The organism is Kitasatospora sp. NPDC101176 (assembly GCF_044768035.1).
In the GTDB taxonomy this organism is placed as follows: Bacteria; Actinomycetota; Actinomycetes; order Streptomycetales; family Streptomycetaceae; genus Kitasatospora.
Genome location: NZ_JBIWPA010000010.1, coordinates 190,576 through 217,085 on the forward strand (window position 1 = coordinate 190,576; position 26,510 = coordinate 217,085).

Sequence of the window (26,510 nt, forward strand, 5' to 3'; positions counted from 1 at the left end):
AGCGGGAGCGGCCGTCACGTCCCCTCAGCGGGGGCGTGACGGCTGTGCCGAGGGCGTGTCCGGTGTGCTGCGCGACGCCCTCCGCTCAGGAGGAACCGGCCCGGGCCGGCGGGCGCTCCGCGGCCGCCGCGTCCCCCGCGGGGGCGTCCGACGCGTCCGCCGCCGCAGTCCCGGCGCGGCGGACGCCGGGCACCGCCGCGGTGCCCGCGCAGACCAGCGTCACCAGCGCCGCCGTGGCCAGCAGCGGGGCCGCGTCGCCCCAGGCGTCGGCGGCCAGCGGCGCCAGGACGTAGCCGAGCGGGGCGGCGGCCAGCGAGAGCAGCCAGTCGTACGAGGTGACCCGGGCCAGCACCCCGGGCGGGAAGTCCTGCTGGACGACCGTCGCCCAGACCGGGTTGAGGAAGCCGAGCCCGGCCATCGCCACCGCGTACGCGGCCACCGTCACGGCGGCGGGGGCGGCCGCGGCGAGCGCCGCCAGCGGAAGTCCGTACAGCGCGAGGGCGAGGTTGGCGACCAGCACCGGGCGGCGCGGCCGGACCCGGCCGGCGATCAGCGACCCCGCCAGCAGGCCCACCGCACCGGCTTGGGTGAGGGCGATCCACACGCCGTCCCCGCCGAGGCGGGTGGTGGCGATCAGCGGCCCGAGGGTGAGCAGCACCGCGCTGGCGCCGTTCCACACCCCGTGCGCGATCAGGCTGGTCCAGTACCAGTCGCGGGCGCGCACCTCGCTCCAGCCCTCGGCGAGGTCCCGGCGCAGTGAGCGGCGCTCCCCGGGCTGGTGACGGACGGTGAGGCGGGTCAGCAGGGCGGCGCTCAGCGCGAACGAGGCGCCGTCGAGCACGAAGGCCCAGCCGGGCCCCGCGGTGTACACCAGCAGACCCGCGAGGGCCGGCCCGCCGAGCCGGGCGGCGCTGCCGGCCGAGGCGAGCAGGGCGTTGGCCCGCAGCCGGAGGCCGCCCTCCACGGTCGCCGCGACCAGCGGTGCGGCCGTCGGCATCGCGAAGGCGGAGGCGGTGCCGGCGACCGCCGACGCGGCGGCGATGTGCGCCAGGCTCGGTGTGCCGCCGGCGAGTTCGACGGCGACGAGCAGCTGGGTGGCGGCGCGCAGGAGGTCGGTGGTGAGGGCGACCCGTCGCGGGTCGAAGCGGTCCCCGACCACCCCGCCGAGCGGCAGCAGGGCCAGCCGCGGCAGCATCGCGCAGCCCAGGACGAGGGCCATCGCCGTGGCGGAGCCGGTGGCGCGGGTGATCGCGATGGCGAGTGCGGCGGGGACGGCGGCGTCGCCGAGGGTGGAGATCGTCCGGCCGGTGAAGAGGAGGCGGAAGTCACGGTTCCGCAGGGGGTGTTCGGTCACGCGGAGCACTGTATTTCGGTACCGAAGTTTCGGCAACGAAATTTTTGTGCCGAAATTTCGATGCCGCATGACTCTCCCCGGAGGGGGATCCCGGGTCGCTTTGTAGACTCACCCCATGGCCGAGCACCCGCACCACCAGCCGACCTCGCCCCGCGACTGGACGGACGGCCACGTCGAACGCTGGCTCCCGGTGCTGCCCCACCTCGACCCCGACATCGAGGCCGCCGTCACCCGGATGTCGAAGCTCACCCGCCACCTCGGGCGGGTCCGCGAGCACGGCGTCGCCGACTACGGCCTCCAGAAGCACGAGTTCGACACCCTGCACGTCCTCGCCGGCCGCGGGGGTCACGCCGCCCCGTCGGACCTGCGCGCCGACCTCAACCTCGCCGCCGCGTCCGTGACCGGTCGGCTGGAGGCCCTCGAACGCCGCGGGTTCGTCGTCCGCACCCCCTCGACCGCCGACCGCCGCAAGGTCGACATCGTCCTCACCGCGGCCGGCCGCGCGGCCTGGCACGAGGCGCTGGAGGTGGTGGGCCGTGAGGAGCGCCGCCTGCTGGGGGTGCTGACCGAGGAGGAGCGCCGCACCCTGTCCGACCTGCTCCGCAAGGTGCTCCTCGCGCAGGAGGCCCCCGGGGCGCAGTGAGGCCCGCGCCCGGCCGCCGCTCCTTGCCGCACCGGGCAGCGGGATCGACCGTCGGCGGGCGGGGCTGGTATGGATGGGGGGTGCGATTCGATTCTGTGCCGATCCCGGCGGCGGTGGGGGAACGGCCCCGGGACAGCAGGGGCTACCCGGTGCCCGCGATCACCCCGTGGCACGCGGGCGAGCCGCAGTTCGCGCTGACCGACCACGGGCGCAGCGCCGACTGCGCGCTGCAGCGGCGCTGCTCGGTCTGCGGCGGGTTCATGCCGCGCGGCCCGGTGTGGCGGGTGGTCGGGGCGGCGGAGAGCGCGGCGATCGCCGCGGCGCTCGCCGCGGGCGGGCCGTACCGCAACCTCGCGCCGACCATGGAGGGGCCGGGCCACCGGGCCTGCATGCTGTACGCGGCGATGGTCTGCCCGTACCTGGCCCGGCCGAACGCCCGGCGGCGGGCGACGACCGGGGCCGGCCCGGACGGGCTGACGGCGGCCGCGGTGCGCGGGGCCGTGCGGGGCGGCACGGGCGCGGTGGTCGGGTTCGGCGACTACGAGTACGCCGTCACCGAGACCCGGGTGCTGTTCCGCTTCCTCGACGTGGTCGAGTTCCTGCCGCACGAGTCCGCGGACGAGCACCTGGCCGCGCTGCGCGCCGAGCTGGCGGGGCCGGGCCGTCCGGCCGGCGGGTCGGGCCGGGTCGTTCCGCCGGGCCCGGAGGTCGGGACGGGCTCGGCGACCGGACCGGGCGGGGCGGACGGGTCCGCTCAGGCGGACGGGTCGGCTCAGGGGCGGTAGGCGGGCAGGCCCTTGACGGTGGAGACCGGCGCCGGGGCGGCGGACCCGTCGGCGGGGACGGTGCTGACGCCGTCGGGGGTGCGGGCCGCGATCGTCCGGCCGTCGGGGGACCACGCGGGCTCGGTGTAGTCGGTGGTGGCCGCGGGGGTGAGGTCCTTCTCGGCCTTCTGGTCGGACTGCGTGGAGCGGCTGAACAGGTGGTCGTGCCCGCTCACGGCACGGACGAAGACGATGTGCTCGCCGTCGGGGGAGAGCGCGGGCTGGGAGCCCTTGCCGAGGTCCCGGGTGGCGGGGCGGATGTAGTCGTCGTAGAGGTAGACCTCCCCGGCCGGGGTGTTGGCGTAGGCGATCTCGCCGCGCCGGCCACCCGCGTTGGACCAGGTGTTGCCGGTCTGCGGCGGCTGCGGCATGTTCTCGTTGCCGCCCTCGGAGTTGTGCGGGGTGAGGACCTCGGGGGTGCCGCCGACGTTCTTGGTCGCGATCTTCTCCAGGCGCAGGACGCCGCCCTTGGCCGCGGAGAAGACGACGGTGTCGAAGCGGGCGGCGGACTCGGGGAGGTCGCCGGGGCTCGTCGCGGCGTGCTGCCAGGTCGGGTGGGACCACGTCTCGCCGCCGGGGTTCCGGGCCAGGGTGACCTTCCCGCTGCCGTCGGGGCCGGCCAGGACGAGGTCGCCGTCGCCGTTGACGAAGGCGGCCCGCTTGCCGTCCGGGGACCACGCGAGGTCCCGCACGGCCGTCCCGAAGTCGACGGTGGTGCCGTTCATCGCGACGGTCCGGGTGCCGGTGCTGATGGTCAGGTGGTTGGCGGCGGAGGTGCCGTTGACCTCCTTGGTGCCCGGGGCGGTGCTGCTCGGGCGGGCCGTGCCGCCCGGCGCCGTGCCGCCGGGGGCCGAGGTCGCCGACGCGGTGCCGCCGGGGGCGGCGGTGGGGTCGGAGCCGGAGTTCTCGGGGCCGCAGGCGGAGAGCAGCACGGCGCCGACGGTGGTCATCAGGGCGATCGCGGCCGCGGTGCCGAATCTGTTGCGCACGGACATTCCAGGTTCCCCCTCGGGTGCTGTTCGCGTTCGAGTAGGAGCGTCCCAGAGCCGGGTCAGGGGCGGGTGCGGGGGATGTCACGGTCGTGGAACAGCCGGCCCGGCCCAGGGGGCGGCCGGCGGGTCGGCCCCGGCCGCCGGTCAGGCGTCCCGGACCTCGGTCCGGAAGGTCCGCAGGCCGCGCTTGTGGTAATTGGGCAGGGCGTTGGGGTGGTCGTCGGAGTCGGTGTGCAGCCAGATCCGGCGTGCGGGCCCGCCGCCCAGGGGGCTGGTGGCCCAGGCCTGACGGAGTGCCAGGGTGAGCGCGTAGCCGCCGAGGCCCCGGCCGACCATCGCGGGCAGCAGGCCGAAGGTGGTGATCTCCACCTCCCTGTCGGGGTGCGGTTCCAGGGCGACGATGCCGGCGGGCCCGCCGTGGTGGGTGAGCAGCCAGCTCTGGCGCCGGGGGTGTTCGGCGCGGTACGCCGCCCAGTCCCGTGCGGTGCGGTGGGCGCTGCGCCAGCCGTGCGGCCGGCCGACCTCGGCCTGGACCTCCTGGACGGCGGGTGACGAGCCGTCGGCGCGGGCCAGGGCGAGGCCGGCGACGGCGGGGGCCGCCCGCAGTTCTCCGGGGTCGGTCATTTCGAGGTAGATGACGGTCGTTGCCATGCCCGCCAGGCTACGACGGGCGCGGGTGCCGCCCGCGGCCGGTCAGAGCCCGAGTTCGGTGAGGCCCGGGTGGTCGTCGGGCCGGCGGCCGAGCGGCCAGTGGAACCGGCGGTCGGCCTCGGCGATCGGCAGGTCGTTGATGGAGGCGTGGCGGTGGGCCATCAGGCCGTCCCGGTCGAACTCCCAGTTCTCGTTGCCGTACGAGCGGTACCACTGGCCGGAGTCGTCGTGCCACTCGTAGGCGAAGCGGACGGCGATGCGGTCGCCGTCGTGCGCCCAGAGTTCCTTGACGAGCCGGTAGTCGAGTTCGCGGCGCCACTTGCGGGTGAGGAACTCGGCGATCTGCCCGCGTCCGGTGAGGAACTCGGCGCGGTTGCGCCAGCGGCTGTCGGGTGTGTACGCGAGGGCGACGCGCTGGGGGTCGCGGGTGTTCCAGGCGTCCTCGGCGGCGCGGACCTTCTGTCGGGCGGTCTCCGGGGTGAACGGTGGCAGGGGAGGGCGCTGGTCGGGCACGGGAGTCTCCTCGGGTCGGGTGGACGTCGGGTCGGCGGACGTCGGGTCGGCGGACATCGGTGAGAACGAGCGTTCTCGCCGATGTGGCTACCCTAGGAGAATCATCGTTCTCACGCAAAGGGCACGGCAGATGGACGCGCAGGCGAACGGGCGGTCGGTCGGGCGGGCGGAGCCGTCGCCGGGCCGCCGGACCGAACACGACGACGCGCGGGAGCGGATCCTCGACGCCGCCGAGGAACTCTTCTACGGGCAGGGCGTCCAGGCGGTCGGCATGGACGCCGTCCGGGCCGCCTCCGGCGTGACGATGCGCCGCCTCTACCAGCACTTCCCCTCCAAGGGGGACCTCGTCGACGCCTACCTGCGACGGCGGGACGGCCGCTGGCGGGCCGGCCTCGCCGACTACGTGGCCGGCGCCGCCGACACGCCGCGGGACCAGCTCCTCGCCGTCTTCGACTGGCTCGGCCGCTGGTTCGCCGAACCCGACTTCCGGGGCTGCGCGTTCGTCAACTCCTTCGGCGAACTGGGTGCCGTGTCACCGGCGGTCGCGCTGGCCGCCCGGCACCACAAGGAGGAGTTCAACGCCTACCTGGCGGGCCTGGCCGAGGCCGCCGACGCACCGCCCGCCCTCGCCACCCAGCTGGCGCTGCTGGCCGAGGGCGCGATGACCACGGCCGCCGTGCACGGCGACCCGAGCGCGGCCGAGGACGCCCGGGAGGCCGCGCGCATCCTGCTGGACGCCGCCCTGGCCACCCGCGGGTAGCCGACGTTCCGCCGCCGTCCGGCGTCCGCCGGGCAGGGCCTGCGCCTCGGTTCCTGCGGGCGGGTCGGGGGGTCGGTCCCACGACCGGGCCCCGGGTCCGTGGCTCAGGCGACGGTGTAGGCGGAGCCGAAGGCGGTGACGGCGAGCGGGCCGTCCAGGTCGACGTTGCCGGTGGCGGCGATCCGGCGCAGGCACTCCACCCGGTCGACGGACTTGCGCCACTCGCCGGCGGTGGAGGAGTTGGCCGGGTTGGTCAGGTCGTCGATGCGGACCTCGAAGAAGGCCTCCAGCCAGGCGGCCTCGCCCGCGACGGCGGGGGAGCCGGCCTTTGCGCCGGTGCGGGCGATCAGGGCGGGCAGGGCGTCGTACTCGCCGCCGTTGCCGTGCTGGACGGAGGCGTCGTAGAGCTCGGCGCGAGCCAGGGCGGTGGTGAGCCCGAGCCGGTCGGCCTGGTCCATGGCGGGGGTGAAGTAGCGCTGTTCGACCTGGTCGTCCTGGACCTGCCGGAAGACGGCGTCCTCGGCGGACCGCTTCCAGGCGGCGACGTACTCGGCCTCCGGCAGGCCGCTGGTGTCGCCGCTTCCGGCGGAGGCGAGGCGCTCCAGCTCGGGGATGAAGCGGGCCAGCGGGTTGTCCGGGGAGACGGCGGTGTACGCGCGGACGACCTTGAGCGCGTCGCCGTCGTTGGTGGTGAAGCCGGCCCGGCCCGCGGTGACGCCGCGGCCGTCGTCGATGTTCTCGGCGTAGCCGTACTGGATCTCGGTGGTGCTGTTCTCGAAGATGCTGATCAGCTGGTCGGCCCGGCGGCGCTGGTCGGCGGTGAGGCCTCCGGCCGCGAGCGGCCGCGCGCCGGCCGCTGAGGCGGCGGTGGTGACGGTGGCGCTGGCGGAGGCGGTGGCGGGAGCGGCCTGGGCCGGCCCGGCGGTGCAGGCGGGGCCGGCGGTCAGCGCGGCCAGGGTGGCGAGGGCGGCGAGGCGGCGGGTTCGGGAAACTCGCATGGGTGTGCTCCGATCTCCGGGGGGCGCAGCCGCCGGAGGGTGTGTGGGGGGTGGCACGGTCGACCGCGTGCCGGGGCGGGGGCGCGAGCTCGCGGCAGCAGCGTAGGTGCCGGGGCGGGCACCGGTCTATAAGGTAAGGAAACTTTCCTAATAAATTTGCGCAGGGGGAGGCAGGGGCCCGGTCCGCCCCCGGTGGGACTGCCGGGGCGGGTGTTTATCGTGTGTTGATCGTCGCGGCCTAGCGTCGGGTGCATGAACGAGAACACGGCAGAGTGGCCGGGGGCGGCACCCGACGGGCGGATGACGGAGCAGGACGCCGAACGCTTCCGGCAGCTGCTCGCGCGACTGGAGCGCTCGCTGGCGGCCGACCGGGAGGCGGCGCGGCGTGACGCCTGACGGGCTGCCGCGGGGCCCGGTCGCGGTGCTGCCGCTCTGGGTGCGCGGCGAGGCCGCGGCCTGGTCGGCCGGGTCGCCAGGGCCGTTCGGGTCGGAGTGCGGGGCCGGGGCGGCCTCGGACGCCGGCACGGACACGGGTGTGGAAGCGATCCGGCCCGGGGCGCCGCGGGGGCGTCCCGGGCCGGCGGCGGTCGTGGTGGCGGGCGCGGTCCGGCGGTCGGGGCGGCACACCACCAAGGGGTGACGCCGGGTCAGCAGCCGTCGCAGCAGCACCCGTCGCAGCAGTCGCACCCGTCGCAGCAGTCACCGCAGCACTGACAACCGTCGCAGCAGTCGCCGCAGTCGCAGTCGCAGTTGCGCTGGCACCAGCCCTCCCGGCGCTCCCGGCTGAACGGGTCCTCGTGCTCGCAGCAGAGCAGCTGGCAGCTGCAGGCCAGCAGAGCCCACACCGCGCAGCCGGCCAGCAGGTTGCGCGGCTGCGGGGGCTTGCCGCCGATCGGGGTGAAGCCGGGGCCCTGCGGCACCCACGGGGAGAGCGGGTCCTGGCCGGGCGGCGCCTGGCGCGACGGAGCGTCGTTCGGGTGCTCGCCGCCGGTGGGGCCGGCGTTGCGGGTGCGGCAGGTGGCGGCGTGGGCGGCCGGGCCGAAGACCCGGTCGACGGCCTGCCCGGTCTCGTGCGCGAGCAGCGCGTGCACCAGGGCGCGGTCGGTGAGCTCGACCTCGCTCAGGGCGAGCCGGATGCCGTGGACGGCGTCGCGGCACAGCCGTTCGGCCTCGGCGCGGTCGGTGCCGGTGGCGGTGAGCGGGTTCCAGGCGCCGTTGGCCGCGTCGGAGGCCTGGTCCTCGGCGGCGTCGAGGAGGTGGGCGAGCCGGCCGAAGAGCCGCCCGGCCTCGGCGAGCGCGGCGGCGTTGCCGGGGCGCCCGGCGAGGACGGCGGTGTGCGCGAACGCGGCCGCGGTGGCGGTCTCGGTGGGCTCGGTGACCAGCAGGACCGACCCGCCCGGCCGCAGCGTCCGCTCCAACCCGCCCTGGCGGGAGGCGGCTTCGAGCAGCACGCCGGTGTCGAAGCCGATCGCGGAGGCGCTGCCGGCGCTCTTCCGGTCCCACCGGCGGGTGACGGCCCGGGCCCCGGCGGCGACCGGGCGCCGGGCGAACACCCCGTCGCGGTCCTCGACGTGGTCGCGGATCTTGACCGAGGCGAGGGCGAGCGAGACGGCGGCGGCGAGCCGGGCACCCTCGCCCCGGGCGACGGAGGCGGTGCGCATGCCGCGCAGCGGGCACGGCCCGGCGGTGCGCCGCCAGGAGGAGTCGTCCCGGGCGGCCTGGGCCTCGACCAGCACCGAGATGATCAGGCCGTCGTAGTTGGTGGCGGTGCGGGCGAGCTGGCCGTGGTCGTCGCGCAGGGCGAGGCAGAGCCCGCACAGGTGCGCCATCCACGAGGCACGGAGCCGCTCGGACAGCCGGTGCTTGCACGGTCTGATGATGCCGAACATGGTTCCCCCTCGCCCCCGTGGGCCGTTGACCGGCCCCGATCCGCGCACATCATACGATCGCCCCCGCACCTGGACCCACCGCCGACCGCGCCCCGGCCCCCGACCGACGGCCGACGGCCGCCCACCGGGCCCCCGGACGGGCCGGCCGGGACCGGGGTGACCCCGGACGGCTGACCGGGGCTCCGGATGCGGGCGTGCCGCTCCGGCGGGCTCGGCCCGCGCCCCGCCCGGCAGGGCGAGGGGCTGCCGGGACCTCTTTCCGTGCCGTCGCCGAACCCCTGCCCGGGCTCCCGAAACGGTGGCCTGACGAGGTGTCATTGATCTTCCGCCGGGCCGGCGGCACGATGCAGGCATGGCGGACGAGCGGTGTGATCACGGACTGATAGTCGGGCAGTGCGGTCACTGCAAAGCGGTTCCCCGAGGTCTGACCGCGTCCGTCTGGACGACCCGGGGCGGCTCGGTGTTCCACCGCTCGGTGGCGTGCGAGGCACTCGCGGACGGGCAGGCCCGCGCGGCCCGCTTCGGGAAGGAGGTGCACGAGCCCACCCGCGTCGCGCTGGCCGACGCCATGGCCCAGGGGCGCGGCGCCTGCATCCGCTGCTTCCCCGCGTACCGGCCGACCAGCACCGCCAAGCCCTGCCTGGTCCGGGTGGACGCGCAGTGGGTGCGCGGCCTCCTCACCGAGTGGCGGCGAGGCGCCGACGGCCGGTGGCGAGGGGTGGTCTCGTACGTCGACTCTGGCGAGCAGGTGACCGTCCTCAAGGACCAGGACGACCTGCGCCCGGCCCCCTGAACGCCGTGGCCCCGGCGGATTCTCCGCTGTTCCTGCCCGGCCTCGGACGCTGACGGTGTGCCCGGCCCGGGGCGTCAGACGGCCCCGGCCCCGGCCGCTGTCAGCAGGCGCGGCGGGAGGTAGGGCGACCGGACGCGTATCGACCAGCCGCGGCTGCGCCGGGCGTGGCAGGCGAGGGCGAGGACCCCGAGGCTGAGCGCGGCACCGGCCTCGGTGGCCCGGTCGGCGACGGAGTGGTGATCGCGGTGGGCTTCCAGCGCGTCGAGCAGGGCGAGGTTGAAGCTGCTCTCGTCGCCCTCGACGAGCTGGGAGAACAGGACGACCGGGGGCGGGAGGAAGCCCTGCTCCCTGCTGCGTTCCACCTCCTCCAGGGCGCGCCGGGTGGCCGGGAGCGGGTCCGCGCCGCGCAGGTGGTCGTGCAGGGCGGTGCGGTACGAGGCGAACGGGGAGCGGTCCTCGGCGGCGATCGTGGGGCCGGCCAGGACGAGCGGTTCGAGGTCCTCGGAGCTGCCGGTGATCAGCGCGTAGGACAGGGCCGTCTCCCAGAAGGCCGGCCCGAAGTCGCTGCACCGGCAGGCGGGGAAGCGGAGCGTCCGCCCGTCGACCCTCACCTCGGCCTCGGTGCCCGGTTCGGCGAGGGCGGCCCGGAACGCGGCGGCCCCGAGCCCGGAGCCGAGCCGCAGGTCGGCGAGCTGGGCGTCGGTGGCGTCGGCGGACTCCGAGGCGCGTGCCGCGAGGAGCCAGGTCTGGTAGCGCAGGGCGCCGGTGAGCTCCCACGCGTCCAGCGGCTCGCCCTCCTTCGGAGTGATCGCCCGCCGGACGCGCTGCTCGAACCGCGCCTCGCTGTCCGGGCTGAGGGGTAGGGCCGGGATCGGACGGTCGAGGTCGACGGGCCCGGCGGCGAGCCGGGCCACCGCGTCGGGGCGCTGGTCGCGGCCGAGGCCGTGGACGCGCGGGCCGGGCGTCTCGAACCCGGTGACCAGGGCGTGGGGGAGGTAGTCGGTGTCGACGGCCGGGGTCCATCCGTGGGTGCGGTACCCGAGGGCGGCGATGGCGATCGGGACGAGCGGCAGGAGGCCGGCGGGCCGGGTGCCGTGCGGGCCGTCCTGGAGGAGCGCGAGCAGCGCGGCGTCGAAGGCCGCGCGGTCCCCGTCGGTGAGGGCGCGCAGGGCGCGCAGACCGGGCTGCGCCCCGCCGGCGGAGTCGGAGTCGGCATCGGCAGAGTCCGGGGAGCCGCCTTCCTCGAAGGAGTGGGCCAAGAAGCCGTCGACGAGTTCGAGGGCGGGGGTGACCGGTTCGTCCGGCATCAGCTGCCGGGCCCAGCCGAAGGCCTCGCCGTGGTGGGAGACCTTGTCGGAGACGATCGCGAGGCAGAAGGCGTCCAGCCACTCCCGGGCGGTGACCAGGTGCCGGGGGTCGCGCGCGAGCCCGTGCTCGCGGTCGTAGCTCATCCCGAAGTTCGGGTAGTCGAGGAAGACGTGGAAGCCGTCGACCGGGTAGTAGGCGGCGAAGGAGACGGCGCCGGCGGCGGCCTCGGTGGCGTCCTTGAGGACGGCCTTGGCCTCGGCGGAATCCAGGTCGGGCCGGGTGGTGGAGAGGGCGCCGAGGTAGTCGAGGAAGGAGTCGGCGATCAGCTGCCACTCGGTGGTGGTCATCAGGCCGGCGCGGGAGTAGGAGTGGACCTGCCTCCCGATCCGGTTCACGAAGCCGTCGCGCGCCTCAGCCACCCGCGACGCGTCCACCCGGTGACGTTCGATCCGCACGGCCCTGCCCCCTTGATCACCGACGGATCACCGATTGACCGTCGACCTGCACCCACCCTAGGCGGAGGGTCCGACAGCCGACTCCGCAGGTCGCGGCCGGACCACGCGGGGTGCGCCGAGGGCGAACGGCCGTCGGCTGACGGCCGGTCGGCCCGTACGGTGGCGGGCATGAACGAAGTCCGGATCGTGAACCTGCCCGAGGTGGCACTCGCCTGCCGTACCAGCGGGCCCGTGGACGGCCCGCCGCTGGTGCTGCTGCACGCGCTCGGCGAGCGCGCCTCCGACTGGGACGTCGTCCTGCCGGCACTGGCGCCGGGCCACCGCGTGTACGCCCCGGACCTGCGCGGTCACGGCGACAGCGGCCGCACCGCCGGGTACGGGCTGCCGGAGATGCGCGACGACGTGCTCGCCCTCCTCGACGCGCTCGGGCTCGCGCGGGTCGACCTGGTCGGCCACTCGATGGGCGGCGTGGTCGCCCACCTGCTGGCGCAGCACCGGCCGGAGCGGGTCGCCAGGCTGGTCCTGGAGGACGTGCCGGCGCCGTACCCGCGGCCGGCCTCCGCGGTGCCGGACGGGCCGGACGGCCCGGTGCACTTCGACTGGGCGGTGGTCGGCGCCGTGAAGGCCCAGATCGACAGCCCGGACCCGGCCTGGCGGGAGGGGCTGTCCGGGATCACCGCCCGCACCCTGGTGGTCGGCGGCGGCCCGACCAGCCACGTCCCGCAGGAGGGGCTGGTCGAGCTCGCCCGGCGGATCCCGGACTGCCGGTCGGTCACCGTCGAGGCCGGGCACCTGGTGCACGCCGCCCGGCCCGCCGAGTTCGTCGCGGCGGTGGCGCCGTTCCTCGCCCGCTGAGGCGCCGGACGGCTTCGGCGGCCTCGACGGGCGGCACCAGCGGGACGCCGTCAGCAGGCGAGGGGCGCGGGCGGCGGAGCGGGCGTCAGACGCCGTGTTCGGCCGGGAGCCGCCCCGCGCGCACGGCGGCGACCAGGTCGGCGTGGTCGGCCTCGGTCCGGTCCGCGTAGGCGACGGCGAAGGCGGCGACCGCCTCGTCCAGTGCCTCGCTCTTGCCGCAGTAGCCGGCCAGCAGCGCCGGGTCCGCGGTGTGCGCGTGTGCCCGGGCCAGCAGGGCCCCGGTGATCCGCGCGTAGTCGTCCAGCTGGTTCGGCAGCAGCGCGGCGGGGTCGACGCTGCCCTTGCGGTTGCGGAACTGCCGCACCTGGTATGGGAGCCCGTCCACCGTCGTCCAGCCGAGCAGGGTGTCGCTGACCACCTGCATGTGCTTCTGGCCGAGCACCACCCGGCGGCCCTCGTGCCCGTCCCGGCCGGGCGCCGGGTGGCCGGCCGGCTGCAGGTGGGGCAGCAGCACGGAGGGCCGGGCCTCCTTCACCTGGAGCACCAGCGGCTGGTCGCGGTGGTCGGTCAGCAGCACCACGTACGAGCGGGTGCCGACGCTGCCGGTGCCCACCACCCGGAACGCCACGTCCTGCACCCGGTAGCGGGACAGCAGGGTGCGCACCTCCGCGGGCAGCGTGGACACGTAGGGGCCGAGCGAGGCGGCGACGGCCCGGGCGGTCGCGTCGGGCACCTCGGTGAGCACCGGCGGAGCGGCGGTGAAGCGCCAGCCGCCGTCGTCCGTCCGCTCGGTGCTGCGGGCGGCGAATCTGGCACTGGTGTTGCCGAGCGCCTTCGTGCCGACCTTGCGCAGCACGTCGGCCAGGTCGTGGGCGTCGGCGAAGGACACCAGCTGCTCGTCCGCGACGGCGTTCCAGGCGTCCAGCGCGGGCAGCTTGGCCAGGGTGCGCATGGTCCGGCGGTAGGAGCCGGCCGCGTGCTGGGCGGCGGCGCGCGCGGTGCCCTCGCCGGCGCCGGTCTCCCGGCCGGCCAGCACCAGGCTGGCGGCCAGCCGCTTGAGGTCCCACTCCCACGGGCCGGGCACGGTCTCGTCGAAGTCGTTGATGTCCATCACGAGTTGACCGCGGGCGTCGCCGTAGAGCCCGAAGTTGGCGGCGTGCGCGTCCCCGCACAGCTGGGCGGACACCCCGGTGTCCGGCGTGCCGACCAGGTCGGCGGCCATCAGACCGGCCGAACCGCGCAGGAACGCGAACGGCGTGGCGGCCATCCGGCCGACCCGGATCGGCACCAGCGCGCCGATCCGGCCCGCGTTGGACGCCTCGATCGCCTCGACGGCCGTCGGCCGCCCCGCCACGGGCACCAGCTCGGCGTGCCGCTCCCGCGGCACCTTGGTCCGCAGCGCCTTCCCGCGCTCGCGGGCCCGGCCGTCCTGCCCCGACGCGAACCCGGCCACCGCGAACGCCCGCCGCCCCGGCAGCCCCACCCCGTCCACCGCGTCTATCACCTGCGTCACCGCTCCCGGCCCGCCCTTCTCGTCCCACCCGTCCGCGACCTGCGCGGACGGCGTGCAGGGGGAGTGACGTCCGGGGTGGGGCAGTGGTTCCTGGGGGGAGGGTGCCGGTGGGTGGAGGTGTGGCGGCCGGGGCGTGGCGGGGGTGCTGACGGCGTGCGGGGGAGCGGGGTCGAGGGGCGGGGCGGGCGGCCCGTAGGGTGGGCCGGATGGACGGTCTTCGGGGGGACGGGCGGGTGCGGGCTGCGGCCGGCGCGGCGGCGGGGCTGACGGTGGCGGCCGGGCTGGGGGCGCGGGCGCTGCTCGGCGGGGAGCCCGCGAAGGCCGCCGGGGACGCGCTCTACACGGTGCTGGTGTACGCGCTGGTGGTGCTGGTCGCGCCGCGGGTGCGGCCGTGGCGGGCGGCCGTGACGGCCTCCGCGGTGAGCTGGGCGGTGGAGTTCCTGCAGCTCACCGGCGTGCCCGAGGAGCTCGGCCGGCGCAGCACGCCGGCCCGGCTGGTGCTGGGGTCGACCTTCAACCCGCCGGACCTGTTCTGGTACCTGGTCGGCGCGCTGTCCGCCGCGCTGGTCCACCGGGCGCTGAGCGCGCTCCGGGGGCGCCGGGCGCACCGGGGGCGCCGGGTGCTGCGGACCGAGCGGCCCGCAGCACCCGACCGGATCTGACGCAGCCTCAGAGCGGCAGCAGGTCGGGCCGCTTGGCCTCGACGTTGTCGCCCGAGGACTCGCCGCGCAGGCGCCGCCCGACCCAGGGCAGCAGGTACTCGCGGGCCCACTGGATGTTCTCGCGCCGCTGGTCGGCGGCGGACAGCTCCCGGACGGTGGGCCAGGGCGCCTCCGGGTCCTGCTCGGTGCGCAGCCCCAGCGAGCGGGCGGCGAGCAGGGCGACCCTCTGGTGGCCCTCCGGGGACAGGTGCAGGCGGTCCTCGCTCCAGGCGCGCCGGTCCTGCACGGCGCGCAGCGACCACAGGTCGGCGACCTGGCAGCCGTTGCGGTCGGCGACCGCCCGCATGTGCCCGTTGTAGGTGGCGATCTTGCCGCGCAGGTGCTTCAGCAGCGGCACGTCCCGGGTGTCGAAGCCGGTGCAGATCAGCACCGTCCCCGCCGCCTCGGTGAGTCGGACGACGGCCGCCTCGAAGCGCTCGGCCACCTCGTCCGGGTCGCTGCCGGGGCGGAGGATGTCGTTGCCGCCGGCGCAGAAGGTGGCGAGGTCCGGCTGGAGCCGCTGGACCTGCGGCACCTGTTCGGCGGCGATCTGGTCGAGCAGTCGGCCGCGGACCGCCAGGTTGGCGTAGCGGAAGCCGCCCGGCGGGCGGGCGTCGGCGAGCAGTCCGGCGAGGCGGTCGGCCCAGCCGGCGAAGGCGCCGTCCGCTCCGGGGTCGTTCAGGCCCTCGGTGAAGCTGTCCCCGAGGGCGGCGTACGAACTGAGGTCAAGGGTCTCCTGGAGGTTCGGCATGAAGTAGATAGTTCACCTTCTCAAGTGACCTACGCCACCGTAGGTGACCGGGGAGGCGCGTGAGATGGGCCACGTACCCCCCGTGCCGGTGAGAGCGCCGGCCAGAGCGCCGGTCACCGGAAAGCACAAGATCCGCGCCCCCTTCCACTTCCGGGCGTGCCCGGACCATCCTCGAGGAGCGCGATCGCGCCGGCCGCCGGGCCCTGTCGCCGGCCGCCGTCCCGTGACGAGGGGAATCCACCCATGACTCCGAACGCCTCCTCCGGCCTGCCCGGAGACTGGACCGTCGACGACCGCTGCACCAACTGCGACGTCGCCCGGCAGCTCGCCCCCGGGCTGATCCGCGAGCACCGCGGGCGCTCCGAACTGGTCCGCCAGCCGCGCGACGAGGCAGAGCACCGCAGCCTCCTGGCGGCCGCCCACGCCTGCTCCACCCGTTCCGTCCGCCCGGCAGCCGGCCCGCTCGACCCGGCGGGCGACCCCTTCCCGCTCGCGCTCGACGAGGAGGTGCTGCTGCTCGGCCACAACTCCCGTCACACCGCGGGTGCCAACTCCTACCTGTGCCGCCGCCCCACGGGGTGGCTGATGGTGGACACGCCCCGCTTCGCCGAGGCGCTGGCCGCGCGCTACGAGGCACTCGGCCCCGTCACCGACGTACTCCTGACGCACCGGGACCACGCGGCGCACGGCCGCCGGTACGCCGACCGGCTCGGTGCCCGGCTCTGGATCCACGAGGGGGACCTGGACGCCGCGCCCGACGCCGACCGGGTGCTGCGCGGCCTCGACCCGGTGGAGATCGCCCCGGGCGTCACCGCCCGCCCCTTCCCCGGCCACACCCGGGGCAGCGTGCTCTACGCGGTGGACGACCGGTACTGCTTCACCGGTGACACCCTCTACTGGTCCCGCACCACGGGGGACATGGAGGTGCACGAGAGCATCACCTGGTACTCGATCGAGGAGCTCTCCGCCTCGCTGGACCGCAGCCTGGGTGCGCTGCACTTCGAGTGGCTGCTGCCAGGCCACGGTGAGCGGCGCCGGATGCCCGCCGCGGAGGCGGACCGGCGGCTGCGCGCGCTCGCCGAGCGCTGCCGGTCGCTGCGGCCCGCCCCGGTGGACTTCGCCGCGGTGCGCTGGTAGCGCGGTGCAGAGCGTGGAGGTCGCGCGGTGTGCAGGTCGCGCGGTGGGGCGGGGTGCGTCCGCCCGCGGCACCTGACGCGTCGCGGCCCCTTCACCGCGGCCCGTGCGCGACGGCCCGGTCACCGCGGCCCGTGCGCGACGGCCCGGTCACCGCGGCCCGTGCGCCGGGGCTCGCGCCGGGTGCGCGGGGGGTTGCGCCAGCCGGGGGCGTCCGCGCGGGTGTGCGAACGGCGCCGCCGGGGCAGCCGCCTGTCGAACGGTCTTCCGAACCACGGACCGCCCCGAACCCCCCGCACCCAAGGACGGTGGAGGAATGCCCACCCAGACCCCGGAGCGCACCGCCCGGCCGCGGCGCTACCTGATGTGCCGGCCGACGCACTTCACCGTGGACTACGCCATCAACCCGTGGATGGACCCGGCGCAGCCCACCGACACCGCGCTCGCGCTGCGCCAGTGGGAGCGGCTCCACCGGTTGTACCGGCGCCTCGGCCACACCGTCGAGCTGATCGACCCGGTGCCCGGCCTGCCCGACATGGTGTACGCCGCCAACGGCGCGACCGTGCTGGACGGCCGGGCCCTGGTCGCGACCTTCCGGTACCCGGAGCGGGCCGCCGAGTCCACGGCCTACCAGGCCTGGTTCCGGGCGAACGGCTACCAGGAGGTGCGCCGCGCCGGGCACGTCAACGAGGGCGAGGGCGACCACCTGGTGGTCGGCCGCCGGGTGCTCGCCGGCTCGGGCTTCCGCACCTCGCGGGCCGCGCACGCCGAGGCGGGCGCGCTGTTCGGGGTCCCGGTGGTCAGCCTGACCCTGGTCGATCCGCGCTTCTACCACCTGGACACGGCGCTGGCGGTGCTCGCCGACGACCACGTCATGTACTACCCGGAGGCCTTCGACGCGGACAGCCGGGCCGTGCTGCGCACCCTGTACCCGGACGCGATCCTCGCCGACCGGGCCGACGCCGAGGTGTTCGGCCTCAACGCCGTCTCGGACGGCCGCCGGGTGCTGCTGCCCGAGACCGCGAAGAACCTGGCCGGGCGGCTCGCCGAGGCCGGCTACGAACCGGTGCCGGTGGACGTCTCGGAGCTGCTGAAGGGCGGCGGCGGGGCGAAGTGCTGCACGCTGGAGCTCCGGCCGTCGTGATCGCGGGCGCCGTCGGCCGACTGCGCCGTCGGCCGCGGGCGGCCCGGCGTCCGGGGCGGCACGGCCGGCGGCGCGGCGGCGGCCCGCCCGGGATCCGTCCCGAGCGGGCCGCGTGCGGCGGGGCCTCAGACGAGCCAGAGGTCCGGACCGAACACCTCGTAGTGGATGTCGGCGGCGGGGACGCCCGCCGCCAGCAGCTGCTCGCGGACGGTGCGCAGGAAGGGCAGCGGTCCGCACAGGTAGGCGGTGGTGCCGGCCGGGACCTCGACGGTGGAGAGGTCGACCAGCCCGGTGCGCTCGGCCGGCCACTCGCCGAGCGGCTGCTCGTAGAAGACGTGGGCGGTGGCGTTCGGCAGCTTGGCGGTGAGCTGGGCGAGGTCGGCGCGGAAGGCGTGGCTGAGCTGGTCGCGGTCGCCGTGCACCGAGACGACGGTGCGGGGGGAGCCGGTGGCGGCGAGGTGGTGGAGCATCGCGGTCATCGGGGTGTTGCCGATGCCGGCGGAGGCGAGCAGCACCGGCCCGTCGCCGTCGGCGAGGGCGATGTCGCCGAGCGGCGGGGAGAGTTCGACGGCGCCGCCGGTGTGCAGGTGGTCCTGCAGGTGGGCGGAGACCTCGCCGCCGGGCTCGCGCTTGACGCTGAAGCGCAGCGCGCCGTCGGCGGTGCCGGAGAGGCTGTACTGGCGGATCTGGTGGGCGCCGTCGGCGAGTTCGGTGCGGACCGAGACGTACTGGCCGGGGCGGGCGACGGGCGCGGGCCGGCCGTCGGCGGGGCGGACCAGGAAGGTGGTGACGGTGTCGGTCTCCTGGTAGCGGGCGACGACGGTGTAGGGGCGCCAGAGGTCGGCCGGGTCGCCGCCGGCGGCGACCTCGGCGCGCAGCCGGTCCTCGACGGCCACCAGGGCGTTCGCCATCAGCCAGTACACCTCGTCCCAGGCGGCGGCGACCTCCGGGGTGACGGCCTCGCCGAGCACGTCGACGATCGCGGCGAACAGGTGCTCGTGGACGATCCGGTACTGGTCGTTGCGGATGCCGACGGACACGTGCTTGTGCGCGATCCGGGCGAGCATCGCGTCGGGCCGCTGGTCCGGGTGGGCGATCAGGGCGGTCGCGAAGGCGGCTATCGATCCGGCGAGGGCCTGCCGCTGGGTGCCGTTGGCCTGGTTGCCCCGGTTGAACAGGTCGCGCAGCAGCTCGGGGTGGGCGGCGAACATCCGCTCGTAGAAGAGCGGGGTGATGTCCCCGATGGCACCGCCCACGGCGGGCAGGGTGGCCTCGACGACCTCGGCGGACTTGGCGGACAGCATCAGTCGGGCTCCAAACTGGTATCTGATATGCGTATTAAAGGCCGAGCGCGGGTGCGCGGGGCCCGGGGCGGATCAGTCGGTGGGTCTGCTGGTGAGGCCGAGCAGGACCGGCCCGGTGGGGGAGGCCACCAGGTCGTCGATGCTGAGCGGGTCGAGGGTGGCGAAGAAGGCCTCCTGTGCCGTCCGCAACGCACCGCGGAGCCGGCAGGCGGCCCGCAGCGGGCACGGCGGGTCGTCCTCGCAGCCGACCACGTCGCCGACCCCCTCCAGCTCGCGCAGCAGGAGTCCGAGCGAGCCGGTGCGTCCGGCGAAGGTGAGCATCAGCCCGCCGCCGCGCCCGCGTCGGGCCTCCAGGACCCCGAGGTGCTGCAGCCGGCTGACCACCTTCGCCGCGTGGGTGTAGGGCACCCCGACCGACGCGGCCACCTCGCGGGTGGTCGGGTTGGCCTCCTCGCCCAGGACGGCCAGTCGCATGGCGATCCGGAGGGCGATGTCGGTGCTCTTGGTCAGCCTCACGTGCGGAACGCTAGCGAATGCGATTCCGGAACTCCAATTTCCTGCACGATCCCGACCGGGTCGACGGCGGAGCGGGATCGGGCGGGGGCGGATCGGGATCGCGCCGGGACCGGACCGGGAACGGTTCAGGATCGGGTCGGGGTCGGACCGGGTGGGTCGAATCGATCGAATCTGAACAGTTGGCGACATTACCGATCAGCCCCTGACGGTCGGTCAGGGGTGCTTCTACGCTTCGTGCGGTTCCGGAACCGCGGGGGGCGCCGGAGCGACCGGCGTTGCGTTTCCTTGACCGACCATCCTGGAGAGACCCGTGAGAACAGCCCGTGCACCCCGGCGCACCCGGACGGGCGGGGGCGCGCTAAACCCCGCCCCCGCCCCCCCGCGGGGGCAGCCCCCCCCCCCCCCGGCCCGGGCCCCCCCCCCCCCCCCCCCCCCCCCCCGGGCGGGGGGGGGCGCCCCCCCCCCCCCCCCCCCACGGCCGCGCTGCTGTCGCAGCCCGTCACCGCCGAGGCCGTGACGCCGCCGCCGACCGTCGCCGCCCACGTGGCGGTGGCGGACTACCCGGCGGGCGTCGCGCTCACGCCGGACGGCGGCCGGGCCTACGTCACCAGCCAGAGCACCGGCACGGTGAGCGTGCTGGACACCGCGACCAGGGCGGTGTCCGGCACGTTCACCGCGGGCAGCGGCTCCTACGCGGTCGCGGTCTCCCCGGACGGGCACCGCGCCTACCTGACCCACCACCTCGACGGCACCGTCAGCGTGGTGGACACCACGGGCAACACCGTCACCGCCACCGTCCCGGTCGGCGCCCAGCCGTGGGGCCTGGCCCTGTCCGCCGACGGCACGCGCGCCTACGTCAGCAACGCCGGGGCCGGCACCGTCAGCGTGCTGGACACCGCCACCGCCACCGTCACCTCGACCGTCCCGGTCGGCGCGGAACCGCACGGACTCGCCCTCTCCGCCGACGGCAAGCGCCTCTACGTCGCGGCCTCCGGCGCCAAGGCGGTGAACGTGGTCGACACCGCGACCGGCACGGTGAGCGCCACCGTCCCCGTCGGCCACAGCGTCTTCGGGCTCGCCCTCAGCCCGGACGGCACCCGGCTCTGGGCGGCCGACGCCGACGACGCCACCGCCGCCGTCCTCGACACCGCCGCCAACACGCTGACCGGAACGGTGGCGGTCGGCTCCGGCCCGTACGCCGTCGCGATCTCCCCGGACGGCACCGCCGCGTACGTGTCCAACTACGACGACGACACCGTGAGCGTGGTGGACACCGCGAGCCGGACCGTCACCGCGACCGTGCCCGTCGGGGCGAACCCCTACACCCTGGCCGTCGCCCCCGACGGGCGGCACGGCTACCTGGCCGACTTCAACGGCAGCGCCGTCGACGTGCTGAACTTCCCGCTGCCGGTGCCCGCCGTCACCGCGATCAGCCCGGCCGGCGGCTCCGGGGTCGGCGGCACCGCCGTGACCGTGACCGGCACCGACCTCAACGGCGCCACCGCGGTGACCTTCGGCGCGGCCGGTGCCGCCACCAGGTTCAGCTGCACCAGGACCAGCTGCACCGCCACCGCCCCCGCCACCACGGTGACCGGTCCGGTGGACGTCCGGGTCACCACGCCCGGCGGCACCAGCGCCGCCGTCGCCGGCGACCGGTTCACCTACACGGCCCCCAGCGCCCACCTCGGTGTCGCCCTCACCGCGACCCCGGTGAGCGGTCTGCTCGGCAGCCGGGTCGACTACACCGTCACCCTGACCGGTCAGGGCCCCGACCCGCTGACCTCGGCCACCGTCTCCGCCGACCTCCCCGTCGGCCTCGCCGCGACCTCGAGCGACTGCACCGTCGCGGGCACCAAGCTCACCTGCGCGGTGACCGCCCCGCTGGCCAAGGGCGCGAGCACCACCCGGCACTTCTCGGTCTCGGTCGGCCTGCTCAGCCTGGTCCGCACCTTCGACGTCACGGTGGCCCGCACCGCCGGCGTGCCCGCCGACCCGTCCCCGGCCACCAGCCGGGACACCCGTAGCTGCACCGCCGTCCTCGGTCTGCTGATCACCTGCCGCTGACACCCGTAGCCGCTGACCGCCGGCCACCGGCCGGCTGCCGCTGACCCGTAGCCGCTGACCGGCCGCCGTCGAAGCGCGGAGGGCCCCGCCCGTACCCACGGGCGGGGCCCTCCGCCGTTCCCGCAGCCGTCGCACCCCCGGGGCCCGTGCCCGCACGCCTGGACGAAACGTCCGGACTGGACGTACAGTCCGAACATGACCGCCGAACCCGCCGCAGCCGCCGACGCCGCCGACCCGCGGATCCGCACCTGGGCCCCCGCCTGCCGCGCCGTGGCCCTGCTGCTCGGCCCCTACGCCGAGGTGGTGCTGCACGACGCCGCCGCGGACCGGGTGCTGGCCGTGTGGAACCCGATGACCGCACGCGCCCCCGGAGACCCGTCGCTGCTCGGCGAACTCGACGCCCTCGACCCGTCCGCCCCCGACGTCTACGGCCCCTACGAGAAGCTGCTGCCCGACGGCCGCCGGCTCTCCTCCGTCAGCGCCGTGCTGCGCGACGACGCCGGGCGGCCCTCGGCGGTGCTCTGCGTCAACCTCGACCGGGGCCCGCTGGAACAGGCCGCCGCCCTGCTGGCCGGCTTCGCCGCGCCCACCGCCCCCCGCCCCGAGCCGCTGTTCGAACGGGACTGGACGGAACGGATGAACGACGTGATCGGCGGATACGTGCGTGCGCACGGCCGCCCGCTCGAGCGCTTCGGGCGCGAGGACCGGCTCGCGGTGCTGCGCGAACTCGACCAGGCCGGGGTCCTCGCCGTCCGCCGGGCCGCCCCCGCCGTCGCCACCGCGCTCCGGGTGTCCCGCTCGACCGTCTACACCCTGCTCGCCGAACTCAGGAACACCGAATCCCGGAACGCCGAACCCCGTGACGCCGAACCCGGGAACGCCGGACCCGGGGACACCCCTGCACCAGCGCACCACCGCACGAGAGCGAGCGACCAGCCATGACCAGGCTCCCCGACTTCCGACTCGAGACCCACTTCTCCCGCTGGGAGTTCACCGCGCGGCACCACCTCACCGCCTCCGACGCCCAGACCATGACGATGGCCGAGCTGCTCGCCCTGGCCGGCCCCGAGGACCGGGAGGCGTGGGACACCCTCGCCCTCGGCTACACCGAGACCTTCGGCGACCCGGGGCTGCGCCGGGCGATCGCCGGGACGTACGAGCAGGTGGACGCCGACGACGTGATCTGCTTCGGGGGAGCCCAGGAGGGGCTCAACCTCGCCATGCAGGTGCTCCTCGAACCGGGCGACCACGCCGTGGTGCTCACCCCTAACTACCAGTCCGCCGAGACCATCCCGCTCTCCCTCTGCGAGGTGACCGGGGTCGCCCTCGACGCGGCGCGGGACTGGGCGCTCGACCTGGACGCCGTCGAGGCCGCGCTGCGCCCGAACACCCGGGTGGTGTCGGTCAACTTCCCCAACAACCCCACCGGGAAGGTGATCGACGCCGCCGACTTCACGCGGCTGGCGCAGCTGTGCGAGGAACACGGCATCCGGCTCTTCTCCGACGAGGTCTACCGCGGCCTCGAGCGCGACCGGGCCCGCGCCCTGCCGCAGGCCGCCGACCTCTCCGAGCGCGCCCTCTCGCTCAACGTCACCTCCAAGGCGCTCGGCCTGCCCGGCCTGCGGATCGGCTGGATCGCCTGCCGGGACGCGGAGTTGCGCTCCCGGCTGGAGCGGGCCAAGCACTACACCACGATCTGCAACTCCGCCCCGAGCGAGGTGCTGGCCCGGATCGCGCTGAACAACCGGGAGCGGATCCTGGAGCGCAACCGCGCGATCATCGCGGAGAACGTCCCGCAGTTCGACGCCTTCTTCGCCGAGTTCGCCGACCTCTTCGAGTGGCGCGCCCCGGACGGCGGCTGTGTCGCCTACCCGCGCTACCTCGGCGCGGACGGGGTCGAGGAGTTCTGCACGGCGCTGGTCGAGCAGGCGGGCGTCCTGCTGCTGCCCGCCGGGATCTTCCGCTCCGAGCTGACGCCCACGCCGGTCGACCGCTTCCGGATCGGCCTCGGCCGCCGCGACCCGGCCCCGGCCCTGGCGGCCTTCGCGGACTGGCTCCGCAAGCGCTGACGCGCACGGGCCCGGGGGCGGGCCGGAACGCCGAACGGGCCGGCCACCGCGTACGGTGGCCGGCCCTGAGGCCCGTGGGGTGGCCGAGTGCCGCCCCCGCGTTCCGGATCCCTTTCGCCAAACGGGGGTTGGCGAAGGATCAGAACGGGTTGGTACAGGTGGTGACCTGCTGCGCGGCGTCCAGCGCGGGGCCGGCGGTGGCGCAGATCATCTTCAGGTCGTTGGTGACGACGCGCGGGGTGGTCGCCTTCACCGAGCCGAGGCGGACCGCGGTGGTCGACGTGGCCGTCTCCCACGGGCTGCCCCAGGCCTTCTGGGTGCGGACCTCGACCCGGAGGACCGTCAACTGCCCCGGGGCGGCCGACACCTGGGCCGTGCCGACGAAGCCCTCACCGTCGGCCTGGTGCGAGATGCACGGCTGGTTGAGCACGGCGGCGCAGGCCACGGTGCCGGTCTCGGCCGTCGTCGGGGTCGCCAGGGCCGGTCCGGCCGAGAGACCCGCGATCCCTGCCGTCGCCACCATCACGGCTGCGATCCGAGCGCGCATGATATGAACCTCCTTGGAAATTAAGGGTGTCTCACTCCTTGGGATGAGTCTTGCACAGAACGTGAACATGTTTCGTGTGTGTTACGTCACACTCAAGGTGACCATTCAACTACGTGCTGCAACCGTTCTCGCAGTGTTCAGCACGCGGACAGATCGCCGACTGACGAACGATCAGTTCGTCGGCGCCCCGCCCGTCGCGGTGGTCCGGCTCCTTCACCCGTCCGGGTGGCGAACTGCCATCGGAGCGGAAAGGGCGGATACCATCGACCCGACCGACGGAGGTGTCTGCGTGGACACGGTCATCGTCCAACTTCCCGACCCGGCAGCGGTGGTGGCGCCCGGCCGGGCCCCCGAACTGCTGCGGATGGGGCCCGGTGAGGCCGCGGTCTTCGGGCGCGGCGAGCCGGGCCGGCCGGCCCCCATCCCGCTCGCGGACCAGGGTGTCTCGCGCCGCGCGGGAGAGGTCACCGCCGCCGAGGACTACTGGCTGCTCTCCAACTTCAGCACCACGGCCACCTACGTCGTGGAGAACCTGGAGGGCGCGGGCGAGCACGTCAAGGTGGCGCCGGGGCGGCTCGGCGCACCCGTCCCGTTCGAGTTCTCCCGGGTGCTGCTGCCCGCGCTCGGCGAACCCGTCTCGTTCAAGGTCTTCGCCCCGCAGCACGCCTACCTGGCCCCCGGCCCGGGCGGCGCCGCCCCCGGACGGTCGGCGGGCGGCGGAGTCGAGGACGCCGGCGGCTCCGAGGGCGAACGCACCGTCAGCCCGTTCGCCCTCGACCCGACCGCCAAGTACTTCCTGGTGCTGCTCGCGCTCTGCGAGCCCAGGCTGCGCTCACCCTCCGCCGCCGCCGTCCCCGGGGTGACCGACGTGCTGGCCCGGCTGCGCGCGCTGCCCTCCTGCCGTGGACTGACCCGCTCGGCGGTCAACTACCACATCGACTACCTGGTGTGGACGAAACTGCGCCTGCGCGAGCCCTACGAGGAGGCGCCGGGCGGCGGCAAGCGCGAGGAACTCGCGGCCCTGGCACTGAAGTTCGACCTCGTCCGGGAGGAGCACCTGGCCCTGCTCCCGCCCCGGCGCCCCTGAGGACCGACCCGCCGTGAGGACCGACCCGCCGTGAAACCCGACACGCCGCCGCCCGAGGGAGGCCCGCCCGACGCCCAGCCCCGCGACGCCCAGCCCTGCGACCCCCAGCCGTACGACGCCCCGACCTTCGAAGTCCCGGCCGGCTACCGGTTCGCCGGCTACCGCACCGGCGCCCTGCTCGGCGCCGGTGCCTGGGGCAGCGTCTACGCCGCGGAGGGCCCCGACGGAACCCCGGCCGCCGTCAAACTGCTCAGCCCCGCCCGGCTCAGCCCGGGCCAGCGCCGGACCATGGCCCAGATCGCCCGCAGCGAGCTGCGTTTCAGTCGTCGCGCCGACCACCCCCACCTGATCCGCACCCTCGCGGTCGCGGTCGTCGACGACCCCGACCACCCCGGCCTCGACGGCGCCGTCGCCCTGGTGATGGAGCGTGCCGCCCGCAGCCTGCAGGACGTGCTGGCCACCGCCCGCCCCGGCGTTCCCGTCCCCGGGGCCGAGCGCCTGCTGGCCGAGGTCTGCGCCGGGCTGACCCACATGCACCGCGCCGGCTGGGTGCACGGGGACCTCAAACCGGCCAACATCCTGCTGCTCGCCGACGGCACCGCCAAGATCGCCGACTTCGGCCTCACCGCCGAACTCGAGGGCACCCACGCCTACGCCCCGCCGCTCGGCTCGCCCGACCACGTCCCGCCCGAGTGGTGGTCCGAGCGCACCGGGGCGCGCGGCGTCGCGCTGCGCCCCAGCGCCGACGTCTGGGCCTTCGGGGTGATCGCCCACCAGCTGCTCACCGGCGGCCTGCACCCCTTCCTGGGCGCCACCGCCCGGGCCCGCTCGCTGGCCGCCCAGGCGTACGCGCGCGGTGCGGCGCCGCTGCGGCTGGACGCGTCGCTGCCCCGGCCGTGGCGGGCCGTGGTCACCGCCTGCCTGGCGCCCGGGAGGGAGGAACGGGCCCGCACCGACCTCGCGGCGCTGGTCGCCCGGGCCGCCGCCCGTCCGCCCGTCCGCCGCCGCGCCGCCCTGCGCGCCCTCGCCGGCCTGCTGGCCTGTGCCGTGGCGGTGCTCGCGCTGACCGGGGCGCCGGAGCCGCTCACCCCGGCCGCCCACCGGGCCGCGCCACCCCCCGGGGCGATCCCGGCCGGCTCCGACGTGCCGGAGGCCTACCGGGGCATGATCGAGGACGCCGCCCGGCGCTGCCCCGAACCGGAGATCACCCCGGCGCTGCTGGCCGCCATGCTGAAGGCCGAGAGCGGCTTCGACCCGAACGCGGCGCGGCCGGAGACCGGCGAGTACGGCATCGCGATGTGGACGCCCGCGGTCTTCGAGGCGTGGGCGAAGGCCGCGAACCACCCCGGCCCGAAGTCGTACCTCGACCCGGGGGACGCCATCGCGGCCATGGGCAACTACGTCTGCTGGCTGGACCAGCAGCTCAAGCACCGCGGCTACACCCGCGACCTGCCGGCGCTGGTCGCCGCGGCCTACCGGACCAGCGACAAGACGGTGGCCACCGCCGGCGGCGTCCCCGAGCGCGTCCGCCCGCACGTCGACAAGGTGCTCCGGTACCTGGCCGACTACGGCGGGTGAACGGACGAAGCGGGATGAGCCGGGTCACATCCCCCCGTACCCCGGCGCGGGCACCCGGGTGACGGGC

General features: G+C 75.7%; 26 protein-coding genes. 14 read left to right on the plus strand and 12 right to left on the minus strand.

Features of this window, described 5'->3' with window-relative positions:
* Positions 1 to 85 precede the first annotated feature (85 nt).
* Positions 86 to 1,354 (minus strand): MFS transporter, encoded by a 1,269-nt coding sequence (locus ACIRS1_RS17190; protein WP_402840353.1) that lies wholly within the window; start codon positions 1,352 to 1,354, stop codon positions 86 to 88.
* Positions 1,355 to 1,469: 115 nt separating this feature from the next.
* Here ACIRS1_RS17190 and ACIRS1_RS17195 point away from each other — a divergent pair, with 115 nt between their 5' ends.
* Positions 1,470 to 1,997, plus strand: a complete 528-nt coding sequence (locus ACIRS1_RS17195; RefSeq protein ID WP_402840355.1) for a MarR family winged helix-turn-helix transcriptional regulator — start codon at positions 1,470 to 1,472, stop codon at positions 1,995 to 1,997.
* A gap of 149 nt (positions 1,998 to 2,146) precedes the next feature.
* Entirely contained in the window at positions 2,147 to 2,782 is a 636-nt protein-coding gene (locus tag ACIRS1_RS17200; protein WP_402840358.1) for a hypothetical protein, read from the plus strand.
* Here the strand turns inward: ACIRS1_RS17200 and ACIRS1_RS17205 are convergent.
* The 3 genes from ACIRS1_RS17205 to ACIRS1_RS17215 form a co-directional block, all read right to left on the minus strand.
* The gene (locus tag ACIRS1_RS17205) at positions 2,770 to 3,816 is read right to left on the minus strand and encodes a hypothetical protein (protein ID WP_402840360.1); all 1,047 of its coding nucleotides are present in this window, start codon (positions 3,814 to 3,816) and stop codon (positions 2,770 to 2,772) included. The genes ACIRS1_RS17200 and ACIRS1_RS17205 overlap by 13 nt on opposite strands.
* A 141-nt stretch (positions 3,817 to 3,957) precedes the next feature.
* A complete protein-coding gene (locus ACIRS1_RS17210) occupies positions 3,958 to 4,464 on the minus strand; it encodes a GNAT family N-acetyltransferase (protein WP_402840363.1) in 507 nt (168 codons plus the stop codon).
* Positions 4,465 to 4,506: 42 nt separating this feature from the next.
* Entirely contained in the window at positions 4,507 to 4,977 is a 471-nt protein-coding gene (locus tag ACIRS1_RS17215) for a DUF1348 family protein (RefSeq protein ID WP_402840366.1), read from the minus strand.
* Between the two features lie 130 nt (positions 4,978 to 5,107).
* Between ACIRS1_RS17215 and ACIRS1_RS17220 the strand changes: the two genes are divergently transcribed.
* Entirely contained in the window at positions 5,108 to 5,737 is a 630-nt protein-coding gene (locus ACIRS1_RS17220) for a TetR/AcrR family transcriptional regulator (protein ID WP_402840369.1), read from the plus strand.
* A gap of 104 nt (positions 5,738 to 5,841) precedes the next feature.
* On the opposite strand, the gene ACIRS1_RS17225 is transcribed toward ACIRS1_RS17220, so the two are convergent.
* Positions 5,842 to 6,735, minus strand: a complete 894-nt coding sequence (locus tag ACIRS1_RS17225; RefSeq protein WP_402840372.1) for a chitosanase — start codon at positions 6,733 to 6,735, stop codon at positions 5,842 to 5,844.
* A 252-nt stretch (positions 6,736 to 6,987) separates the two neighbouring features.
* Here ACIRS1_RS17225 and ACIRS1_RS17230 point away from each other — a divergent pair, with 252 nt between their 5' ends.
* On the plus strand, positions 6,988 to 7,131 hold the full coding sequence (locus ACIRS1_RS17230) for a hypothetical protein (RefSeq protein ID WP_360221678.1): 144 nt from the start codon (positions 6,988 to 6,990) through the stop codon (positions 7,129 to 7,131).
* A 251-nt stretch (positions 7,132 to 7,382) separates the two neighbouring features.
* Here ACIRS1_RS17230 and ACIRS1_RS17235 read toward each other — a convergent pair whose 3' ends face one another.
* Entirely contained in the window at positions 7,383 to 8,624 is a 1,242-nt protein-coding gene (locus ACIRS1_RS17235; RefSeq protein WP_402840376.1) for a DUF5685 family protein, read from the minus strand.
* A 532-nt stretch (positions 8,625 to 9,156) separates the two neighbouring features.
* On the opposite strand from ACIRS1_RS17235, the gene ACIRS1_RS17240 reads away from it, so the two are divergent.
* A complete protein-coding gene (locus ACIRS1_RS17240; RefSeq protein WP_363365310.1) occupies positions 9,157 to 9,417 on the plus strand; it encodes a hypothetical protein in 261 nt (86 codons plus the stop codon).
* A gap of 74 nt (positions 9,418 to 9,491) precedes the next feature.
* Here the strand turns inward: ACIRS1_RS17240 and ACIRS1_RS17245 are convergent, their stop codons facing one another.
* The gene (locus ACIRS1_RS17245; RefSeq protein WP_402840379.1) at positions 9,492 to 11,180 is read right to left on the minus strand and encodes an Imm49 family immunity protein; all 1,689 of its coding nucleotides are present in this window, start codon (positions 11,178 to 11,180) and stop codon (positions 9,492 to 9,494) included.
* A gap of 168 nt (positions 11,181 to 11,348) precedes the next feature.
* On the opposite strand from ACIRS1_RS17245, the gene ACIRS1_RS17250 reads away from it, so the two are divergent.
* Positions 11,349 to 12,035 (plus strand): alpha/beta fold hydrolase, encoded by a 687-nt coding sequence (locus ACIRS1_RS17250; RefSeq protein WP_402840382.1) that lies wholly within the window; start codon positions 11,349 to 11,351, stop codon positions 12,033 to 12,035.
* Between the two features lie 85 nt (positions 12,036 to 12,120).
* On the opposite strand, the gene ACIRS1_RS17255 is transcribed toward ACIRS1_RS17250, so the two are convergent.
* Positions 12,121 to 13,548 carry a DUF2252 domain-containing protein gene (locus ACIRS1_RS17255; RefSeq protein ID WP_402840384.1) on the minus strand — a complete coding sequence of 476 codons (1,428 nt, stop codon included), beginning with the start codon at positions 13,546 to 13,548 and terminating at the stop codon, positions 12,121 to 12,123.
* A 206-nt stretch (positions 13,549 to 13,754) separates the two neighbouring features.
* Here ACIRS1_RS17255 and ACIRS1_RS17260 point away from each other — a divergent pair, with 206 nt between their 5' ends.
* On the plus strand, positions 13,755 to 14,210 hold the full coding sequence (locus ACIRS1_RS17260) for a DUF2809 domain-containing protein (protein ID WP_402840387.1): 456 nt from the start codon (positions 13,755 to 13,757) through the stop codon (positions 14,208 to 14,210).
* A gap of 7 nt (positions 14,211 to 14,217) precedes the next feature.
* Here ACIRS1_RS17260 and ACIRS1_RS17265 read toward each other — a convergent pair whose 3' ends face one another.
* On the minus strand, positions 14,218 to 15,000 hold the full coding sequence (locus ACIRS1_RS17265) for an SGNH/GDSL hydrolase family protein (RefSeq protein ID WP_402840390.1): 783 nt from the start codon (positions 14,998 to 15,000) through the stop codon (positions 14,218 to 14,220).
* A 243-nt stretch (positions 15,001 to 15,243) separates the two neighbouring features.
* Between ACIRS1_RS17265 and ACIRS1_RS17270 the strand changes: the two genes are divergently transcribed.
* A complete protein-coding gene (locus ACIRS1_RS17270; RefSeq protein ID WP_402840392.1) occupies positions 15,244 to 16,137 on the plus strand; it encodes an MBL fold metallo-hydrolase in 894 nt (297 codons plus the stop codon).
* Positions 16,138 to 16,450: 313 nt separating this feature from the next.
* Entirely contained in the window at positions 16,451 to 17,278 is an 828-nt protein-coding gene (gene ddaH / locus ACIRS1_RS17275) for a dimethylargininase (RefSeq protein ID WP_402840395.1), read from the plus strand.
* 125 nt (positions 17,279 to 17,403) lie between these two features.
* Here the strand turns inward: ddaH and ACIRS1_RS17280 are convergent, their stop codons facing one another.
* Positions 17,404 to 18,582 carry a globin domain-containing protein gene (locus ACIRS1_RS17280; RefSeq protein WP_402840398.1) on the minus strand — a complete coding sequence of 393 codons (1,179 nt, stop codon included), beginning with the start codon at positions 18,580 to 18,582 and terminating at the stop codon, positions 17,404 to 17,406.
* Between the two features lie 72 nt (positions 18,583 to 18,654).
* Entirely contained in the window at positions 18,655 to 19,098 is a 444-nt protein-coding gene (locus ACIRS1_RS17285) for an RrF2 family transcriptional regulator (RefSeq protein WP_402840401.1), read from the minus strand.
* 513 nt (positions 19,099 to 19,611) lie between these two features.
* On the opposite strand from ACIRS1_RS17285, the gene ACIRS1_RS17290 reads away from it, so the two are divergent.
* The 3 genes from ACIRS1_RS17290 (at position 19,612) to ACIRS1_RS17300 (ending at position 23,231) form a co-directional block, all read left to right on the plus strand.
* On the plus strand, positions 19,612 to 21,162 hold the full coding sequence (locus tag ACIRS1_RS17290; RefSeq protein ID WP_402840404.1) for a beta-propeller fold lactonase family protein: 1,551 nt from the start codon (positions 19,612 to 19,614) through the stop codon (positions 21,160 to 21,162).
* Positions 21,163 to 21,357: 195 nt separating this feature from the next.
* Positions 21,358 to 22,104, plus strand: a complete 747-nt coding sequence (locus tag ACIRS1_RS17295) for a transcriptional regulator (RefSeq protein WP_402840407.1) — start codon at positions 21,358 to 21,360, stop codon at positions 22,102 to 22,104.
* Positions 22,101 to 23,231: an aminotransferase class I/II-fold pyridoxal phosphate-dependent enzyme gene (locus ACIRS1_RS17300; RefSeq protein ID WP_402840410.1), complete on the plus strand. Its 1,131-nt coding sequence runs from the start codon at positions 22,101 to 22,103 to the stop codon at positions 23,229 to 23,231. Before ACIRS1_RS17295 ends, ACIRS1_RS17300 begins: the two co-directional genes overlap by 4 nt.
* Before the next feature lie 139 nt (positions 23,232 to 23,370).
* On the opposite strand, the gene ACIRS1_RS17305 is transcribed toward ACIRS1_RS17300, so the two are convergent.
* Complete coding sequence (locus ACIRS1_RS17305) at positions 23,371 to 23,778, minus strand: hypothetical protein (RefSeq protein ID WP_360221471.1); 408 nt, start codon at positions 23,776 to 23,778, stop codon at positions 23,371 to 23,373.
* Between the two features lie 289 nt (positions 23,779 to 24,067).
* On the opposite strand from ACIRS1_RS17305, the gene ACIRS1_RS17310 reads away from it, so the two are divergent.
* Both ACIRS1_RS17310 and ACIRS1_RS17315 read left to right on the plus strand, forming a co-directional pair.
* Entirely contained in the window at positions 24,068 to 24,865 is a 798-nt protein-coding gene (locus tag ACIRS1_RS17310) for a serine/threonine protein kinase (protein ID WP_402840413.1), read from the plus strand.
* Between the two features lie 30 nt (positions 24,866 to 24,895).
* Complete coding sequence (locus ACIRS1_RS17315) at positions 24,896 to 26,443, plus strand: serine/threonine-protein kinase (protein WP_402840415.1); 1,548 nt, start codon at positions 24,896 to 24,898, stop codon at positions 26,441 to 26,443.
* Positions 26,444 to 26,510: the final 67 nt, after the last annotated feature.

What these genes read in the sequence shown, in the direction of transcription:
- ACIRS1_RS17295 (WP_402840407.1), top strand. Translation starts at nt 21,358, where the DNA reads ATGACCGCCGAACCCGCCGCAGCCGCCGACGCCGCCGACCCGCGGATC.
- ACIRS1_RS17300 (WP_402840410.1), top strand. Translation starts at nt 22,101, where the DNA reads ATGACCAGGCTCCCCGACTTCCGACTCGAGACCCACTTCTCCCGCTGG.
- ACIRS1_RS17270 (WP_402840392.1), top strand. Translation starts at nt 15,244, where the DNA reads ATGACTCCGAACGCCTCCTCCGGCCTGCCCGGAGACTGGACCGTCGAC.
- ACIRS1_RS17210 (WP_402840363.1), bottom strand. Translation starts at nt 4,464, where the DNA reads ATGGCAACGACCGTCATCTACCTCGAAATGACCGACCCCGGAGAACTG.
- ACIRS1_RS17235 (WP_402840376.1), bottom strand. Translation starts at nt 8,624, where the DNA reads ATGTTCGGCATCATCAGACCGTGCAAGCACCGGCTGTCCGAGCGGCTC.
- ACIRS1_RS17250 (WP_402840382.1), top strand. Translation starts at nt 11,349, where the DNA reads ATGAACGAAGTCCGGATCGTGAACCTGCCCGAGGTGGCACTCGCCTGC.
- ACIRS1_RS17260 (WP_402840387.1), top strand. Translation starts at nt 13,755, where the DNA reads ATGGACGGTCTTCGGGGGGACGGGCGGGTGCGGGCTGCGGCCGGCGCG.
- ACIRS1_RS17265 (WP_402840390.1), bottom strand. Translation starts at nt 15,000, where the DNA reads ATGCCGAACCTCCAGGAGACCCTTGACCTCAGTTCGTACGCCGCCCTC.
- ddaH (WP_402840395.1), top strand. Translation starts at nt 16,451, where the DNA reads ATGCCCACCCAGACCCCGGAGCGCACCGCCCGGCCGCGGCGCTACCTG.
- ACIRS1_RS17280 (WP_402840398.1), bottom strand. Translation starts at nt 18,582, where the DNA reads ATGCTGTCCGCCAAGTCCGCCGAGGTCGTCGAGGCCACCCTGCCCGCC.
- ACIRS1_RS17205 (WP_402840360.1), bottom strand. Translation starts at nt 3,816, where the DNA reads ATGTCCGTGCGCAACAGATTCGGCACCGCGGCCGCGATCGCCCTGATG.
- ACIRS1_RS17195 (WP_402840355.1), top strand. Translation starts at nt 1,470, where the DNA reads ATGGCCGAGCACCCGCACCACCAGCCGACCTCGCCCCGCGACTGGACG.
- ACIRS1_RS17225 (WP_402840372.1), bottom strand. Translation starts at nt 6,735, where the DNA reads ATGCGAGTTTCCCGAACCCGCCGCCTCGCCGCCCTCGCCACCCTGGCC.
- ACIRS1_RS17220 (WP_402840369.1), top strand. Translation starts at nt 5,108, where the DNA reads ATGGACGCGCAGGCGAACGGGCGGTCGGTCGGGCGGGCGGAGCCGTCG.
- ACIRS1_RS17305 (WP_360221471.1), bottom strand. Translation starts at nt 23,778, where the DNA reads ATGCGCGCTCGGATCGCAGCCGTGATGGTGGCGACGGCAGGGATCGCG.
- ACIRS1_RS17230 (WP_360221678.1), top strand. Translation starts at nt 6,988, where the DNA reads ATGAACGAGAACACGGCAGAGTGGCCGGGGGCGGCACCCGACGGGCGG.